This window comes from Pseudogulbenkiania sp. NH8B (assembly GCF_000283535.1).
GTDB lineage: Bacteria > Pseudomonadota > Gammaproteobacteria > Burkholderiales > Chromobacteriaceae > Pseudogulbenkiania > Pseudogulbenkiania ferrooxidans.
Genome location: NC_016002.1, coordinates 2,301,521 through 2,317,156, shown reverse-complemented (window position 1 = coordinate 2,317,156; position 15,636 = coordinate 2,301,521). Strand labels below are relative to the sequence as shown.

Annotated in this window: 10 protein-coding genes and 1 tRNA gene; 7 read left to right on the top strand and 4 right to left on the bottom strand. The window is 65.9% G+C overall.

Annotation, left to right across the window (positions count from 1 at the left end):
• The first annotated feature begins 205 nt into the window (after positions 1 to 205).
• The 7 genes from fdnG to NH8B_RS20925 all read left to right on the top strand — a co-directional run bounded on the left by fdnG (position 206) and on the right by NH8B_RS20925 (position 9,296).
• On the top strand, positions 206 to 3,259 hold the full coding sequence (gene fdnG, locus NH8B_RS10660) for a formate dehydrogenase-N subunit alpha (protein WP_014087297.1): 3,054 nt from the start codon (positions 206 to 208) through the stop codon (positions 3,257 to 3,259).
• A 9-nt stretch (positions 3,260 to 3,268) separates the two neighbouring features.
• The gene (gene fdxH / locus NH8B_RS10655; protein ID WP_014087296.1) at positions 3,269 to 4,144 is read left to right on the top strand and encodes a formate dehydrogenase subunit beta; all 876 of its coding nucleotides are present in this window, start codon (positions 3,269 to 3,271) and stop codon (positions 4,142 to 4,144) included.
• A complete protein-coding gene (locus tag NH8B_RS10650; RefSeq protein ID WP_014087295.1) occupies positions 4,141 to 4,779 on the top strand; it encodes a formate dehydrogenase subunit gamma in 639 nt (212 codons plus the stop codon). The genes fdxH and NH8B_RS10650 overlap by 4 nt, the downstream gene beginning before the upstream one ends.
• Positions 4,776 to 5,699, top strand: a complete 924-nt coding sequence (fdhE, locus tag NH8B_RS10645; protein ID WP_014087294.1) for a formate dehydrogenase accessory protein FdhE — start codon at positions 4,776 to 4,778, stop codon at positions 5,697 to 5,699. Before NH8B_RS10650 ends, fdhE begins: the two co-directional genes overlap by 4 nt.
• Positions 5,700 to 5,793: 94 nt before the next feature.
• On the top strand, positions 5,794 to 7,218 hold the full coding sequence (gene selA / locus NH8B_RS10640; RefSeq protein WP_014087293.1) for an L-seryl-tRNA(Sec) selenium transferase: 1,425 nt from the start codon (positions 5,794 to 5,796) through the stop codon (positions 7,216 to 7,218).
• Positions 7,215 to 9,110 carry a selenocysteine-specific translation elongation factor gene (gene selB / locus NH8B_RS10635; protein WP_014087292.1) on the top strand — a complete coding sequence of 632 codons (1,896 nt, stop codon included), beginning with the start codon at positions 7,215 to 7,217 and terminating at the stop codon, positions 9,108 to 9,110. Before selA ends, selB begins: the two co-directional genes overlap by 4 nt.
• Before the next feature lie 94 nt (positions 9,111 to 9,204).
• A tRNA-Sec gene (locus tag NH8B_RS20925) sits at positions 9,205 to 9,296 on the top strand.
• Between the two features lie 311 nt (positions 9,297 to 9,607).
• On the opposite strand, the gene betA is transcribed toward NH8B_RS20925, so the two are convergent.
• The 4 genes from betA to speB all read right to left on the bottom strand — a co-directional run bounded on the left by betA (position 9,608) and on the right by speB (position 15,551).
• Positions 9,608 to 11,293, bottom strand: a complete 1,686-nt coding sequence (betA, locus tag NH8B_RS10630; protein ID WP_014087291.1) for a choline dehydrogenase — start codon at positions 11,291 to 11,293, stop codon at positions 9,608 to 9,610.
• 37 nt (positions 11,294 to 11,330) lie between these two features.
• Complete coding sequence (locus NH8B_RS10625) at positions 11,331 to 12,836, bottom strand: purine-cytosine permease family protein (protein WP_014087290.1); 1,506 nt, start codon at positions 12,834 to 12,836, stop codon at positions 11,331 to 11,333.
• A gap of 163 nt (positions 12,837 to 12,999) precedes the next feature.
• The gene (locus NH8B_RS10620) at positions 13,000 to 14,508 is read right to left on the bottom strand and encodes an aldehyde dehydrogenase family protein (protein ID WP_014087289.1); all 1,509 of its coding nucleotides are present in this window, start codon (positions 14,506 to 14,508) and stop codon (positions 13,000 to 13,002) included.
• 68 nt (positions 14,509 to 14,576) lie between these two features.
• The gene (gene speB / locus NH8B_RS10615; protein ID WP_014087288.1) at positions 14,577 to 15,551 is read right to left on the bottom strand and encodes an agmatinase; all 975 of its coding nucleotides are present in this window, start codon (positions 15,549 to 15,551) and stop codon (positions 14,577 to 14,579) included.
• Positions 15,552 to 15,636: the final 85 nt, after the last annotated feature.

Sequence of the window (15,636 nt, the reverse complement as noted above, 5' to 3'; positions counted from 1 at the left end):
GGCCGAAGCCTGGGTTGGCAAGGGCAAGATTGGCCATTTTGTACTAAAAAGAGTCAAACGACAGACCGAATCCGCTTGGTCTCACGCTTCATTTTGGTATGACCCGATGGCAAAGACGATTCGCCGGCCGCTTGGTTGCATCGCATGACCAAGACAACGGCAGCCATCTATTCCACCTTGTCGTACACGCACTAAGGGAGACTTTATGCAAGTCACCAGAAGGCAATTCTTCAAGCTGAGCGCGGGAGGATTGGCCACCTCGACCCTCGCGATGCTCGGCATGTTGCCGCAGAACGCGCTGGCGGATGTCCGAAGTTACAAGCTGCTGCGTGCCACGGAAACCCGCAATACCTGTCCGTACTGCTCGGTTGGCTGCGGCGTCCTGATGTACAGCCTAGGCGACGGCGCCAAGAACGCCAAATCCACCATTTTCCATATCGAAGGCGACCCGGACCACCCGGTCAACCGCGGCGCGCTCTGCCCGAAGGGGGCCGGCCTGGTCGACTTCGTGCATAGCGAAAACCGCCTCAAGCACCCGGAAGTGCGCGAGCCCGGCGCCAAGGAATGGAAACGGATTTCGTGGGAAGAAGCGTTCGAACGCATCGCGCGCCATATGAAGCAGGACCGCGATGCCCACTTCGTCGAGAAGAATGTCGACGGCGTCACGGTCAACCGCTGGCTGACCACCGGCATGCTGTGTGCCTCGGCCTCGAGTAACGAAACCGGCTGGCTCTCGCAGAAATTCGTGCGCAGCCTGGGGATGCTGGCAGTCGACAACCAAGCGCGTGTCTGACACGGACCGACGGTGGCAAGTCTTGCCCCAACATTCGGTCGCGGTGCCATGACCAATCACTGGGTCGACATCAAGAACGCCAATATCATCGTGGTGATGGGCGGCAATTCCGCCGAGGCTCACCCGGTCGGCTTCCGCTGGGTGATCGAAGCCAAGACCCGCAACAAGGCGAAGCTGATCGTCATCGATCCGCGCTTCACCCGCACGGCATCGGTGGCCGACCACTACGCGCCGATCCGCACTGGTACGGACATCACCTTCCTCTCTGGCGTGATCCGCTACCTGCTGGAAACCGGCAAGTACAACAAGGAGTACACCCTCGCCTACACCAATGCCGCGCTGCTGGTGAACCCGGACTTCCAGTTCTCTGAGGGATTGTTCAGCGGCTACGACGAGGCCACGCGCAAGTACGACAAGGCGACCTGGAGCTATCAGCTCGACGAGAAGGGCTTTGCCCGGCGCGACGATACGCTGCAGGACCCGCGCTGCGTGCTGAACCTGCTGAAGGCGCACGTGGCGCGCTATACGCCGGAGATGGTCGAGCGCATCTGCGGCACGCCCAAGGAAACCTTCCTGATGGTGTGCGAGCACCTGGCCGGCACCGCCGCGCCGGATCGCACCACGTCGTTCCTCTACGCCCTGGGCTGGACCCAGCATTCGATCGGCTCGCAGAACATCCGCACCATGGCGATGGTGCAGCTGCTGCTCGGCAACATGGGCATGGCCGGTGGCGGCGTCAATGCACTGCGTGGTCACTCCAACATCCAGGGCCTGACCGATATCGGCCTGCTCTCGACCAGCCTCCCCGGCTACCTGACGCTTCCGTCGGAAAAAGAGGCGGACCTAGCGGCGCATCTGGCCAAGAACACCAGCAAGCCGCTGGCCGACGGGCAGATGAACTACTGGCAGAACTACCCCAAGTTCTTCGTTAGCTTGATGAAGTCGTTCTGGGGCGACAACGCCAGCAGCGGCAACAACTGGGGCTACGACTGGCTGCCCAAGTGGGACAAGGGTTACGACGTGCTGCAGTACTTCGAGATGATGAACCAGGGCAAGGTCAACGGCTACATCTGCCAGGGCTTCAACCCGGTGGCCTCGTTCCCCAACAAGAACAAGATCGTGGCCTCGCTGTCGCGGCTCAAGTTCCTGGTGATCATCGACCCTCTGGTGACCGACACCTCCACCTTCTGGAAGAACCACGGCGAGCAGAACGACGTGAAGACGGAACAGATTCAGACCGAAGTGTTCCGCCTGCCCACCACCTGCTTTGCCGAGGAGGATGGTGCCATCATCAACTCCGGGCGTTGGCTGCAATGGCACTGGAAAGGGGCCGATGCCCCTGGTGAGGCGATCGCCGACGTCGAGATACTGGCCGGCATCTTCGCCAAGCTCAAAGCTCTGTACGCGAAGGAAGGCGGCGCCTACCCCGAGCCGATCATGAAGCTGGCGTGGGCCTACGCCAACCCGATGGCGCCCAAGCCGGAAGAGCTGGCCAAGGAAATGAACGGCAAAGCGCTGGCCGACCTCCCCGATCCGAAGGAACCCGGCAAGTTCCTGGCCAGGAAGGGCGAACTGCTGCCCGGCTTTGCCCTGCTGCAGGCGGACGGCTCCACCTCGAGCGGCTGCTGGATTTTCACCGGCAGCTGGACCCAGGCCGGCAACCAGATGGCGCGGCGCGACAACACCGATACCGGCTTTGGCAATACCCCGGCCTGGGCCTGGGCGTGGCCGGCCAACCGCCGCATCCTGTACAACCGCGCCTCGGCCCGGCCGGACGGCACGCCGTGGGACCCCGCGCGGCAGCTCATCAAGTGGAACGGCGAGAAATGGATCGGCATTGACGTGCCGGACTATAAGCTCGACGAGCCGCCGGGCAGTGCCATGGCGCCGTTCATCATGCAGGCCGAAGGCCTGGGGCGGCTGTTCGCGCTCGACAAGATGGCGGAAGGTCCGTTCCCTGAGCACTACGAACCGTTCGAGAGCCCAATCGGCACCAACCCGCTGCACCCGAAGGTGGTGTCGAATCCGGCGGCGCGCGTGTTCAAGGGCGATCTGGCCGACATGGGCAAGGCCGATGCCTTCCCCTACGCCGCCACCACCTACCGGCTGACCGAACACTTCCACTACTGGACCAAAAACGTGCGGCTCAACGCCATCTTGCAGCCGGAACAGTTCGTGGAAATCGGTGAGGCGCTGGCCAAGGAGAAAGGTATCAACCACGGCGACATGGTCAAAGTGTCGTCCAAGCGAGGCTACATCAAGGCCAAGGCGGTGGTGACCAAGCGCATCAAGCCGCTCACGGTGGACGGCAAGACGGTGCACCACGTGGGGATTCCGATCCACTGGGGCTACGAGGGCGTGGCGAAGAAAGGCTTCATCGCCAATACCCTCACGCCGTTCGTCGGTGACGCCAATACCCAGACGCCGGAGTTCAAGTCCTTTCTTGTCAACGTGGAAAAGCTTTAAGGAGCAGACATGGCACTGCAATCGCAAGATATCCTGCGCCGGTCGGCTTCCCCTACCCAGCCCCCGGTGGCCAGGGAGCACAAGATCGAGGTCGCCAAGCTGATCGACGTTACCACCTGCATCGGCTGCAAGGCCTGCCAGGTGGCGTGTGCGGAATGGAACGACCTGCGCGACGAGATCGGCAGCAACGTCGGCGTCTACGACAACCCGGCCGATCTGTCGGCGCAGACCTGGACCGTGATGCGCTACAACGAGGTGGAGGAAAACGGCAAGCTCGAATGGCTGATCCGCAAGGACGGCTGCATGCACTGCGCCGATCCGGGCTGCTTGAAGGCGTGCCCGTCGCCGGGTGCGATCATCCAGTACGCCAACGGCATCGTCGACTTCCAGTCGGAGCACTGCATCGGCTGCGGCTATTGCATCTCCGGCTGCCCGTTCGACGTGCCGCGCCTCAGCCAGAAAGACAACAAGGTCTACAAGTGCACCTTGTGCTCCGACCGCGTCATGGTGGGCCAGGAGCCCGCCTGCGTGAAAACGTGCCCGACCGGCGCGATCCGCTTCGGCAGCAAGGAAGACATGACCGCCTTTGCGGGCGAGCGCGTCGAGGACCTGAAGACGCGCGGCTTCCCGAACGCCGGCCTGTACGACCCGGCCGGCGTGGGCGGCACGCACGTGATGTACGTGCTGCACCATGCCGACAGGCCCGGCCTCTACTCCGGCCTGCGCAAGAACCCCACCATCAGCCCCGTGGTCAAGCTGTGGAAAGGCCTGCTCAAGCCGCTGGCCACGATCGGCTTCGCCGCCGCCGGCCTGTTCGGGTTCCTGCACTACATCGGGGTCGGGCCGAACCGGCCGGATGACGACGATGGGGAGGATCAAGCATGAGCCGCGAAAAGCTGATCGTGCGCTACAACGCCGCGGAGCGGATCAACCACTGGCTCGTGGCGCTGTGCTTCGTGCTGCTGGCGTTGTCGGGACTGGCCTTGTTCTACCCCGCCTTCTTCTGGCTCACCGGCATCTTCGGCACGCCGCAACTGGCGCGCATCATCCACCCGTTCGTCGGGGTGCTGATGTTCGTGGGGTTTTTGAGGCAGTTTTTCCGTTACTGGCACCATAACCTGATCAACGCCGAGGACATCAAATGGATGAAATCGGTGGGCAGCGTACTGCAGGGTCACGAGGTGGGCGACATTGGCAAGTACAACGGCGGGCAGAAAGGCCTGTTCTGGCTGATGTGCGTGTGCCTGCTGGCCCTGCTGGCGTCGGGCATCGTGATCTGGCGGCCGTACTTCTCGCCGTCGTTCCCGATCCCGCTGATCCGGGTGGCGCTGTTGACGCATGCGGTGGCCGCGGTGCTACTTATCGCCGGCATCATCGTCCACATCTACGCGGCGATCTGGGTGAAGGGAACGATCCGGGCCATGGTCGAGGGGGTAGTGACCTACGGCTGGGCCAAGAAACATCATCCGCGCTGGTTCCGCGAAATGACCGGCCAATCGGGCGCAAAGGAGCCTAGGTGAATATTCGTATCGTACCGATCGACAGGCTGGAAGCCGGTGTCGAGCCCAGTCCAGCACCAAGCTGGCTGCAGCCCCACCCGGCCACGCTGTACGCGGCCAGGGCGGCCAGGCTGCGGGCGTTGTCGGCCAACCACCCGATGGCCGACTACCTGGGCTTCGCGGCCGATCTGGTGGCGGCCCAGGCGCGGCGGTTGGCCGAGCGGCCGCTGACGCCGCCCGAGGAACTGGCCGGGTTGGTGCAGCGCTGCGCCGAGCACGGCATGCCGCCACTGGCCCCGGCCGGGTGGCGGGGCCGCCTGCCGTGGCAGGACGACCTCGACGCGCTACTGGCCACCATCGCCAGCCGGCCCTTGGCGGAAGCCTTGCAGGCGGCCGTGAACCGGCTTGCCCAGGCCAGTCGCAGCGAACGCGAGGCCTGGGCGAGCGCGCTGCTGTCAGGCGACAGCGCGGCGGGCGGCGTGGCCGTTGCGCCCTTCCTGTGGGCGGCGCTGTCGCTCAACTGGAGCCAGCTTGCCGCGGCGATCGATGGCCGGCTGCAGGCCGATCCCGGCGCCGACCGCAGCGTGTGTCCGGTCTGCGCCGCGCCGCCGGTGGCGAGCGTCGTCCGTCTTGGCGCCGAACCCGGCCACCGCTATCTGCATTGCAGCCTGTGCGAGAGCGAATGGCACGTGGTGCGGGCGCAGTGCAGCTGCTGCTCGTCCAGCCGTGATCTCGGCTACTGGTCGCTCGACAGCGTCGAGGCGGCGGTGAAGGCGGAAAGCTGCGGCGACTGCCACAGCTACCTGAAGGTGCTGTACCAGGACAAGGATGTCGCCGTCGAGCCGGTGGCCGATGACCTGGCCAGCCTTGCGCTGGACTGGCACGTCGAAGAGCAGGGTTTTGCCTGCTCCGGGCAGAACCCCTTCCTGTTCGTGCAGTAACCGTCTTGAGGGGCGGCAGGCTTGTGTCCGGCCGCCCTTTTTATGTCATCATCAACTATCCCTCTCCCTGGCCGGAAACGCTGCGACGAACATCATGGACAGCCAGACCCTGTACAGCCGACTCCCCTCCATCGACAAACTGCTCCTGCGGCCCGATCTGGCCGACGTGCTGCAGCGCCACGGCCGTGAAGCCGTGCTGCGCGCACTGCGCCAGCGGCTCGACCTGGCGCGCCGTCACATACGCGAACATGGCCGCCTGCCCGACTGGGCCAGCGAAGAGGCCCAGCTGCTCAACGTAGTGCGCCAAGAGTTGGCCGAACGGCAGCAAATGCAGATGCGTCCGGTCTTCAATCTCACTGGCACCGTGCTGCACACCAACCTGGGGCGTGCGCAGCTGGCCGAGGCCGCCGTGGCGGCGGTCATGCAGGCGATGCGCGCGCCGGTGGCGCTCGAATACGATCTGGACGGGGCCGGCCGCGGGCATCGCGACCAGGTCGTCAGCGAACTCTTGCGCGAGCTGACCGGCGCCGAGGCGGCCTGTGTCGTCAACAACAACGCGGCCGCGGTGCTGATCATGCTGAGCACCATGGCGGCCGGGCGCGAGGTGATCGTGTCGCGGGGCGAACTGGTGGAAATCGGCGGCGCGTTTCGCATGCCGGACGTGATGCGCCAGGCGGGATGCCGCCTGGTGGAAGTCGGCGCCACCAACCGCACCCACCTGCGCGACTACGCCGAGGCCATCGGCCCCGATACCGCACTCTTGATGAAGGTCCATACCAGCAACTACGCCATCGAAGGGTTCACCCACAGCGTGAGCGAGGCGGAGCTGGCCCGGCTTGCTGCCGAGCGCGGCGTGCCCCTGGCCACCGATCTTGGCAGCGGCGCGCTGGCCGACATGGCGCGGCTGGGCTTGCCGGCCGAGCCGATGCCGCAGCAGATGATCGCCGCCGGCGTGAATCTGGTCAGTTTCTCCGGCGACAAGCTGCTTGGCGGTCCGCAGGCCGGGCTGGTCATCGGCGATGCGGCGTGGATCGCCCGTATCCAGAAGCACCCGCTCAAGCGGGCGCTGCGCTGTGACAAGATGACGCTGGCCGCGCTCGAAGCCACCTTGCGGCTCTACCTCGAGCCGGAAAACCTGACCCAGGCGCTGCCGACGCTGCGCCTGCTGACGCGGCCGCAGCAGACGATGCAGCAGCAGGCCGAACGGCTCTGTCCCGCGCTGCGCCCGCTTTTCGACGAGGTCTTCGTGGTGGGCAGCGAGCCCTGCCTGTCGCAGATCGGCAGTGGTTCGCTACCGGTGGACCGGCTGCCGAGCTGGGCGATCACGCTGAGCCCGCGCGATGGCCGCGGCAGCACCCTCGACAGCCTGTGCCGTGCCTTGCGCGCGCTGCCGTGGCCGGTGATCGGCCGGGTGCAGGATGGCCGGCTGTGGCTCGATCTGCGCTGCCTGGAGGATGAAGCCGGTCTGATGGCCAACCTCGGCCAGTTGCCGTTTGCCGGGGCGGAGACGCGCCCATGATCATCGGCACCGCCGGCCACGTCGACCACGGCAAGACCTCGCTGATCGCCCGCCTGACCGGCACCGACGCCGACCGGCTGCCGGAAGAAAAGCGGCGCGGCATGACCATCGACCTCGGCTACGCCTACCTGACTTTGCCGGACGGGCGGAGGCTCGGTTTTATCGATGTTCCCGGTCACGAACACTTCCTCTCCAACATGCTGGCCGGCGTGGGCGGCATCGATCACGCGCTGCTGGTGATCGCCGCCGACGACGGCATCATGCCGCAAACCGTCGAGCATCTGGCCATCCTCCACCTGCTGGACATCCCGGCGGTCAGTATTGTCCTGACCAAGTGCGACCTGGTGGCGCCGGAACGCGTCGAGGCCTTGGCCGGCGACATCGCCGCCCTGCTGGCGCCGACCCGTTTTGCCGGCAGCCCGGTGCTGGCGGTTTCCAGCAAGAGCGGAGTCGGGCTGGACGCGCTCGCCAGCCACTTGGGGCAACTGGCCGCACCCCGCTCCGGGGCGCCCGCCCGGCGCTTCCGTCTCGCCATCGACCGCCGTTTCTCGGTGCGGGGGGCGGGTCTGGTGGTGACCGGCACGGCGTTGGCCGGCCAGGTTCGGGTGGGCGACACGCTCTGGCTGACCGGGGTCGGCAAGCCGGTGCGCGTGCGCGGAATCCACGCCCAGAACCAGGCGGCCGAGCAGGGTGAGGCGCATCAGCGCCTGGCACTCAACCTGAGCGGCGACCTCGCCCTTGATGACGTTGCGCGCGGCGACTGGCTGCTGGCGCACGAACCGCCCGAACCGAGTTCGCGCGTCACGGTGCAACTGCAAGCCGATCTGGCGCTGACGCGCCCCCTCGCTCACTGGCAGGCGGTGCACCTGCACCATGCCGCCAGCCACATCACCGGTCGCCTGGCGCTGCTCGAGCCGCAACGGCTGGATGCCGGCCAATGCGGCCTGGCCGAACTGGTGTTCGATGGCGCCTTGTACCTGGCCGACAACGACCGGCTGATCGTGCGCGATGCCTCGGCGCAGACCACCCTCGCCTCGGCACGCGTGCTGGAGATCACCCCGCCGGCGCGTGCCAAACGCACGCAGGCACGGCTCGCTTATCTCGCCGAGCTGGCCCGTGTTGCTGCTGACGACCGGGCGGTGCTCGGTGCCGTCAGCCGTTGGCAGCCGGTCTCGCTGCCGGCCTTCGCCTGGGCGCGCCAGCTGGAAGATGGCCAAGTGGACGAACTGCTCGAGGCGAATCCCCTGAAGCGGGTCGGCGGCAACGAGGGCTGGCTCTACACCCCCGCGTGTTGGGAAGGCATGCAGGCCACCCTGCTGGCCACGTTGGCCGAACGCCACGCCAGCCACCCTGACGAGATCGGCGTGGCGCGCAGCGCCCTGCTCCGCATCGCGCTGCCGAAAGAGCCGGCCGCTGCCGCCGACCTGGCGATTGGCGAGTTGATCGACAGCGGGCGCGTTCTCAGCACGCGCGGCTGGCTGCACCTGCCGGAGCACCGCGTCAGCTTCGACGCCGAGGAGGAGACGCTGTGGTCGCGCGCGGCCGTGTTGCTGCAGCGGGACGAGGGTGGTTGGGTGCGTGACGTGGCTCGGGAGCTGGACGAGGACGAGAGCGTGGTGCGTGTCTTGCTGAAGAAAGCCGCGCGCCAGGGGCTGGCGGTCGCGGTCGTCAGCGACCGCTATTACGCGCAGGATCGCCTGCGCCAGATCGCCGCCACGGTGCGGCGGCTGGCCGGGGAGCATGGTTTCGTCGAGGCGTCCAGCCTGCGCGACGCACTGGGGCTGGGGCGCAAGCTCGCCGTCCAGATTCTCGAGTTTTTCGACCGCAGCGGCTTCACCCGGCGGCTAGGCAACCGCCATTGGCTGCGCGACGCGACCCTGTTCGAGGAATGAGCCTGGCTATATGGTGCTTTATCGGCCGATTGCGGGTGCTTATAATGACGTCCGGTAGCAGTGCATCGCGGCTGTACCTGTTTGTCACGGTGTTGGAAGAGTCTCGCTCCCGGTGGGGCGGCTGAACTTCAAATTCAGATGGGGCCGCCAGCGGTCCCGGGAGGGTTCGACTCCCTTACTCTTCCGCCCAGCGCCCTGCTGCCGACAGCACCGGCTGGCCGCCTGGGTGCCCCCCTTCCCGATAACCCGCCTCCCCTGCTCGCCCACCGTCAGCCTGGCCCCTCGATCGCCTGTGCTTTCGTGGTGCCGCGCGGGCTGCTGGTCCCCGGCACGGTAAACGGCTGCCGGGTGGCCGCCACCGTACCTGAACGATAAACGCAAGGCTTGGTGCCGCTTGGCCTTTGTCCCATGGCGTACCGGGTGGCAGTGCTCGTCAGCCCTGAAAAGCCAACGGCCCGACAAGGAAAACCGTGCCGGGCCGCTGCGGAGAGCTCAGGTCAAACCGCGACCTTGCGCATCGGGGCCTTGGTGCGCTGGCGGGATTGCCATCCCTCGGCGAGGCCCACCGGCACCTCGGCTGGCGGCAGGGGCTGGCGGCCACGCACCAGGTCGGCGGCGCGTTCGGCCAACATGATGGTCGGCGCGTTGAGGTTGCCGTTGGGCTCGGTCGGGAACACCGAGGAGTCGATCACGCGCAGGCCTTCGATGCCGCGTACGCGCAGCTCGGAATCGACCACCGCCATGTCGTCCTCGCCCATGCGGCAGGAGCCGCACGGGTGCATGGTGCTTTCCATGTTGGCGCGCACGAAGGCGTCGATCTCGTCGTCGGTCTGCACCTCCGGCCCCGGCGCCAGTTCGACCCCGCGGTAGCGGTCCATGGCCGGCTGGCCGATGATCTCGCGCGTCAGGCGCACGCAGCGGCGGAAGCCTTCCCGGTCCTCTTCGCTCTCCAGGTAGTTGAAGCGGATTTCCGGATGCACGTAGGGGTCGGGCGACACCACGTGCACGTGGCCGCGGCTCTTGGGTTTGTTGGGCCCGGTCAGCACCATGAAGCCGTGCCCCTTGAACGGCTTGTCGCCGTCGTAGCGCATCGCCGCCGGCAGGAAGTGGAACTGGATGTCGGGCCAGCGCAGACCGGCTTCGGAGCGGATGAAGCCGCCCGCCTCGAAGTGGTTGCTGGCGCCCAGGCCGTCCTTGAACAGCAGCCAGCGCAGGCCGATCAGCGCCTTGCCGAGCAGCCCCATCTTGCCGTTGAGCGTGACCGGCTCCTTGCAGGCGAACTGGATGTAGATTTCCGAGTGGTCCTGCAGGTTCTCCCCCACCCCCGGCAGGTCGTGCTTGACCTCGATGCCCGCCCTCTTCAGCACCTTGGCCGGACCGATGCCGGAACGCTGCAGCAGATGCGGCGAGCCGATCGGCCCGGACGACACCAGCACCTCGCGGCGGCAGCGCACGGTGTGGGTGACGCCGTTCTGGTCGTAGGTGACGCCGACCGCGCGCTTGCCTTCCAGCAGGATCTGCCGCGTCATGGCGTGGGTGATGACGGTCAGGTTCGGGCGCGTCATCGACGGGCGCAGGTAGGCGTTGGCGGTGGACCAGCGCACGCCGTTCTTCACCGTCATGTGCATTGCGCCGAAGCCTTCCTGCATGTAGCCGTTGCAGTCTTCGGTCTTGATGTAGCCGGCCTGGGCGCCGGCCTCCACCCAGGCGCCGTACAGCGGGTTCTGCATGTTGTTGCCGTTGTTGGTGGCCAAGGGGCCGCTGTCGCCGCGGTAGTCGTCGCCGCCGAACTTGAAGCTCTCTGCACGCTTGAAGTAAGGCAGGCAATTGCGGTAGCCCCAGCCCTTGGCCCCCAACTCTTCCCATTGGTCGAAGTCGTAGGCATGGCCGCGGATGTAGACCAGGCCGTTGATCGACGAGGAGCCGCCCAGCACCTTGCCGCGCGGGCAATGCAGGCGGCGGCCGTCGAGGTGGGGTTCGGCAGCGGTTTCGTAGTGCCAGTTGTACTTCTTGGTGTTCATCGGCAGGGAGAACGCGCTCGGCATCTGGATGATGACGCTCTTGTCGCTGCCGCCGTATTCGAGCACCAGCACCGAGACGTTGGCGTCTTCGGTCAGGCGGCTGGCCAGCACGCAGCCGGCCGAGCCGGCGCCGATGATGATGTAGTCAAATTCGTTTGCCATGATGCTTCTCACAATAAGTTCGCATGCGCCGAGCGGCTTACCAGCCTTTGCCTGCGGTGAAATGGGGCGAGGTCTTTTCGATGTGGCGAATGACTTTTTCTTCTTTCTCCAGGTCGAGCGTCAGGCACAAGAGGTAGTACGCCACGCCTGAGACGATCAGGCCGACCAGCCAGGCCATGTCGACGCTGCCGATCATCTTGGCGAGCGGGCCGACGTAGACTTCTTCCGTGCCGTTGAAGATGGTGAAGAACGGGACCATGGCGACGAAGCCGATCAGGTAGGCGATCAGACCGCGGCTGCCCCAGTGGCCGTAGATGTTGTCGTGCGGCAGGAAAAAGTGCGGGATGGCATAGCGGCCCTTGCGCACGAAGAAGTAGTCGGTCAGGTTGACCGCCGTCCACGGCACCAGGAAGTACAGCATCACCACCAGGTAGATGTTCAGCACCGACAGGCCGGAGCCGGAGGTATAGATGCCCAGGGCCACGCCCACCTGCAGGAACACCACGCCCAGGATGGCCCAGATGCGCACCGTCGGTGTCGGGTTGACCTTCTTGAAGGAATCCACCCCGGTGATGGCGGTCAGCTTGGCACTGTAGATGTTCATCGCGATCACCGGCAGGAAGGCCAGGATGGTGATGGCCACGACCACCGTGCCCAACTGCGGGGCCACGCTGGCGCCGACGCTGTTGAGCGCGACCAGGATATCGGTGGCGTGCAGGTGTTCACCCAGCCAGCCGCCCACGGCAATCATCCAGGCGCCGGACAGCGACGCCCCCAGGAACACCGCCGCGATCAGCTTGCCGCTGGGCGTGTTCTTCGGCAGGTAGCGCGAATAATCCGACACGTACGGGGCATAGGCGATGTTGTAGCTGGCGCCGGCGGCAAACTGGGCGATGAAACCGATCCAGGTGAAGCCGAGCGGTGCCGCGGCGGGTGCGTTGGCCACCGGCGGCGCATCGTGGATCCAGCCCATCAGTACCGCGAGCGTGACGATGCCGTACAGCGGCAGCGACAGGAATAGCGACCATTTGAAGGTCTTGTGCATCCAGTCGTGGCCGAGGATGGCGAGGATGGTGGCCGGCACCGTCACCGCCAGCGCGACCTGCATCGGCCCCCACGCGAACAGCGTCTTCAGGCCCTGCATCATCAACACCAGGTTGACGATGTTGAAGCCCGCGAACACGAACAGCGTGGCCAAGAGCACCAGCACCACCCCGCGGTAGCCGAACTGGGCGCGCGACTGGATCATCTGCGGCAGGCCAAGGTGCGGACCCTGCGAGCCGTGGAAGGCCATGAACAGGGTGCCGAACATGATGCCCAGCGTGCCGGCGATGGTGGTCCACAGCGAGCTCAGGCCGACGCTCGGCCCGACAAAGCCGATGGTCATGGTGAAGAAGGTGAAGTTGCCGACAAACCAGAACGGCCCCTGGGTGGACAGTTTGTCGGTGCGTTCGTGGTCCGGAATGAAGTCAATCGAATGCCCTTCGATTTCCAGCCCGTTTTGCCCTTGAGACGCAGGCGTCTTTTGCGCATCTGATTTCATGGTATCTCCTCATCTCTCTTATGATCCTCGCCGCTACGGATTGCAACGAGGCAAGCCGTCGGCGATGGTCTGGCTGACCGGACAAGCCCGGCCAGCATCAGCGCTGAAAATCCACTTCTCCCGGCGGCGTCATTGCGCCGCTCTTGTTGAAATCAAATCGTGCTCAGGGCAGCGTGATCCAGACGGCTTTGGTCTCCATCAGGTAATCCAGCTGTTCCGGCCCGAGATCCTTGCCGAAGCCGGATTCCTTGAAGCCGCCGAACGGCATCGCCGGGTCGATGGTGCTGTGCGCGTTGACGTACACCGAGCCGGCGGCCAGCCGCGGGATCAGGCTGTGCACGCGGCCCAGGTCGTTGGAGTAGATCGCGGCCGCCAGTCCGAACGGCGAGTCGTTTGCCTGCGCCAGCGCATCCTCGATGTCGTCGAACGGCGTGGTGACCAGCACCGGGCCGAAGATTTCCTCGCGCACGATGCTCATGTCGCGCTGGCAGTGCGCGAAGATGGTCGGCTCGACGAAATAACCCGGCCCTTCCAGGGCCTTGCCGCCGTGCACCAGCCGGGCGCCTTCGCGCTGCCCGGCCGCGATGTAGGACATCACCGTATCCTTCTGCTGCGCCGATACCAGCGGGCTGATGAAGCAGTCCGGGTCGAGGCCGGGGGCGATTTTCAGGGTGCGCGTGTAGGCGACCAGTTCTTCCAGGAAGCGCTCGTAGACGCTCGAGTGCACGTAGGCGCGGGTGCCGGCGTCGCACACCTGCCCGGAGTTGAAGAACACGCCGTTGGCCACGGCGCGCGCCGCGGCCGCGAGGTCGGCGTCGTCCAGCACCAGCACCGGCGACTTGCCGCCCAGTTCGAGCGTGATGCGCTTGAGCTGATCGACCGCGCTTCGGCCAACGTTGCGACCCACCGGGGTCGAGCCGGTGAAGGTCAGCTTGTTGATGCCGGGGTGCGTCGCCATCGCCGCGCCGACCACGCTGCCGCGCCCGGTCACGATATTCACCACGCCGTCCGGAATGCCGGCTTCCTGCACCAGCTCGGCGAAACGCAGGGTGGAGAGCGAGGTCAGCTCGGCCGGCTTGACCACAGTGGTGCAGCCGACGGCGAGCGCGGCGGCGAGCTTCCACGCCATGGTTTGCAGCGGGAAGTTCCACGGCACGATGGCGCCGACTACCCCGATCGGCTCCTTGCGGGTGTAGGCCAGGTAGTTGCCGGGCAAGGACGGCTCGACGGTGCGGCCATGCAGCTTGGAGGCCCAGCCGGCGAAGTAGCGGAAGGTGTCGATCGTGCCCTGGATGTCGACGTCGCGCGCCTGCGACACCGACTTGCCCATGTCGATCGCTTCCAGCTCGGCGAGCTCGGTGGCGTTGGCCTCGATCAGGTCGGCCAGGCGATGCAGCAGCCGTTCGCGTTCGAGCGGCTTGAGGCGGCGCCATTCGCCGCCGTCGAACTGGCGGCGCGCCGCCGCCACCGCGCGGTCGAGGTCGGCGCTGGTGCCGGACGGCACGCGCGTGATCAGGCCTTCGGTCGACGGCTCGGTCACGGCGAAGGTCTGGCCGTCGCTGCTGTCCAGCCACTGCCCGGCGATGAACATCTTCTGCGGTTTGGCGAGGAAGCGACGCGTCGCCTCCGACACGCCGTATCGTTCCAGGTACTGCGCAACACTGCTATCCATGAGGTTTCTCCTGTGTTTCTCCGCCCGCATCGTGGTGTCGGGCTTGGTCTGAATGGGTATGTGGAGGCTTAGCGCTTGGCCTGGGCGCGTTCGTGGAAGATGAAGCCGATGCTGTTCAGCAGCAGTTGCGCCGCCAGGATCGAGGTCAGCCCGGCCGGGTCGTAGGCTGGCGCCACCTCGACCAGGTCCATGCCGACGATGCCGCCATGGCTGCGCTTGGCGAGCGCCTGGATGATTTCCAGCACCTCGTAGTACTGGAAGCCGCCGTGGCTCGGGGTGCCGGTGCCCGGCGCGATGGACGGGTCGAAGCCGTCGATGTCGATGGTGATGTAGTAGGCCCCGCTCTCCGGGATCTGCGCCAGCACGCCCTCGGTGCCGAGGCGACGCACGTCGCGTACCGAGAGGATGTTGGAGCCGGCCGCGCGCGCCGCGTCGTAGTCGGCACGGTTCGACGACGACACGTTGCGGATGCCCAGCTGGGTCATGCCCGTGATGTGATCCATCTCGGAGGCGCGGCGCAGCGGGTTGCCGTGGCCGTAGCGCACGCCGTGGCGTTCGTCGACGAAGTCGAGGTGGGCGTCGAAATGGATGATGTGGATCGGGCCGCGGCCTTCGTAGGCCTTGATCACCGGGGCGTGGATCGAGTGGTCGCCGCCCAGCACCACCGGCATCGCGCCAGATTCGAGGATCTTGCGCACCGCGAACTCGATGTTGGCGTTGCTGCTGGCCATGTCGGTATGGACGATGTCGGCATCGCCCACGTCCACCATGCGCACGTCCTCGCGGGTGAGGTACATCACGTCGTCTTCGTGGTCGTAGGCGCCAGCGTGGCCGAACGAAAACAGCGTCGATGCTTCGCGGATGCCGCGCGGACCGAAGCGGGCGCCCGAGCGCCACTGCGTGCCCATGTCGTTGGGCGCGCCAAGGATCGCCACGTCGGCGTCGATACGCTCCCAGTCGAGACAAACCGCCGATTTGGCGAAAGTGCAATGGCCCACGAACGGCAAGTTCAGGCGGCCCGTTTCATACCCGTTATTCTGCATTTCAACTTCTCCACATGGTCTGTGACAGTGAAGGCCGGACTTGAGTACGCCCTGCCTTTTGAGTGACTATGGAGAAAGAAACGGG

Coding starts and splice junctions, on each gene's coding strand:
- fdxH (WP_014087296.1), top strand. CDS start 3,269: ATGGCACTGCAATCGCAAGATATCCTGCGCCGGTCGGCTTCCCCTACC.
- NH8B_RS10650 (WP_014087295.1), top strand. CDS start 4,141: ATGAGCCGCGAAAAGCTGATCGTGCGCTACAACGCCGCGGAGCGGATC.
- selA (WP_014087293.1), top strand. CDS start 5,794: ATGGACAGCCAGACCCTGTACAGCCGACTCCCCTCCATCGACAAACTG.
- selB (WP_014087292.1), top strand. CDS start 7,215: ATGATCATCGGCACCGCCGGCCACGTCGACCACGGCAAGACCTCGCTG.
- betA (WP_014087291.1), bottom strand. CDS start 11,293: ATGGCAAACGAATTTGACTACATCATCATCGGCGCCGGCTCGGCCGGC.
- NH8B_RS10625 (WP_014087290.1), bottom strand. CDS start 12,836: ATGAAATCAGATGCGCAAAAGACGCCTGCGTCTCAAGGGCAAAACGGG.
- NH8B_RS10620 (WP_014087289.1), bottom strand. CDS start 14,508: ATGGATAGCAGTGTTGCGCAGTACCTGGAACGATACGGCGTGTCGGAG.
- speB (WP_014087288.1), bottom strand. CDS start 15,551: ATGCAGAATAACGGGTATGAAACGGGCCGCCTGAACTTGCCGTTCGTG.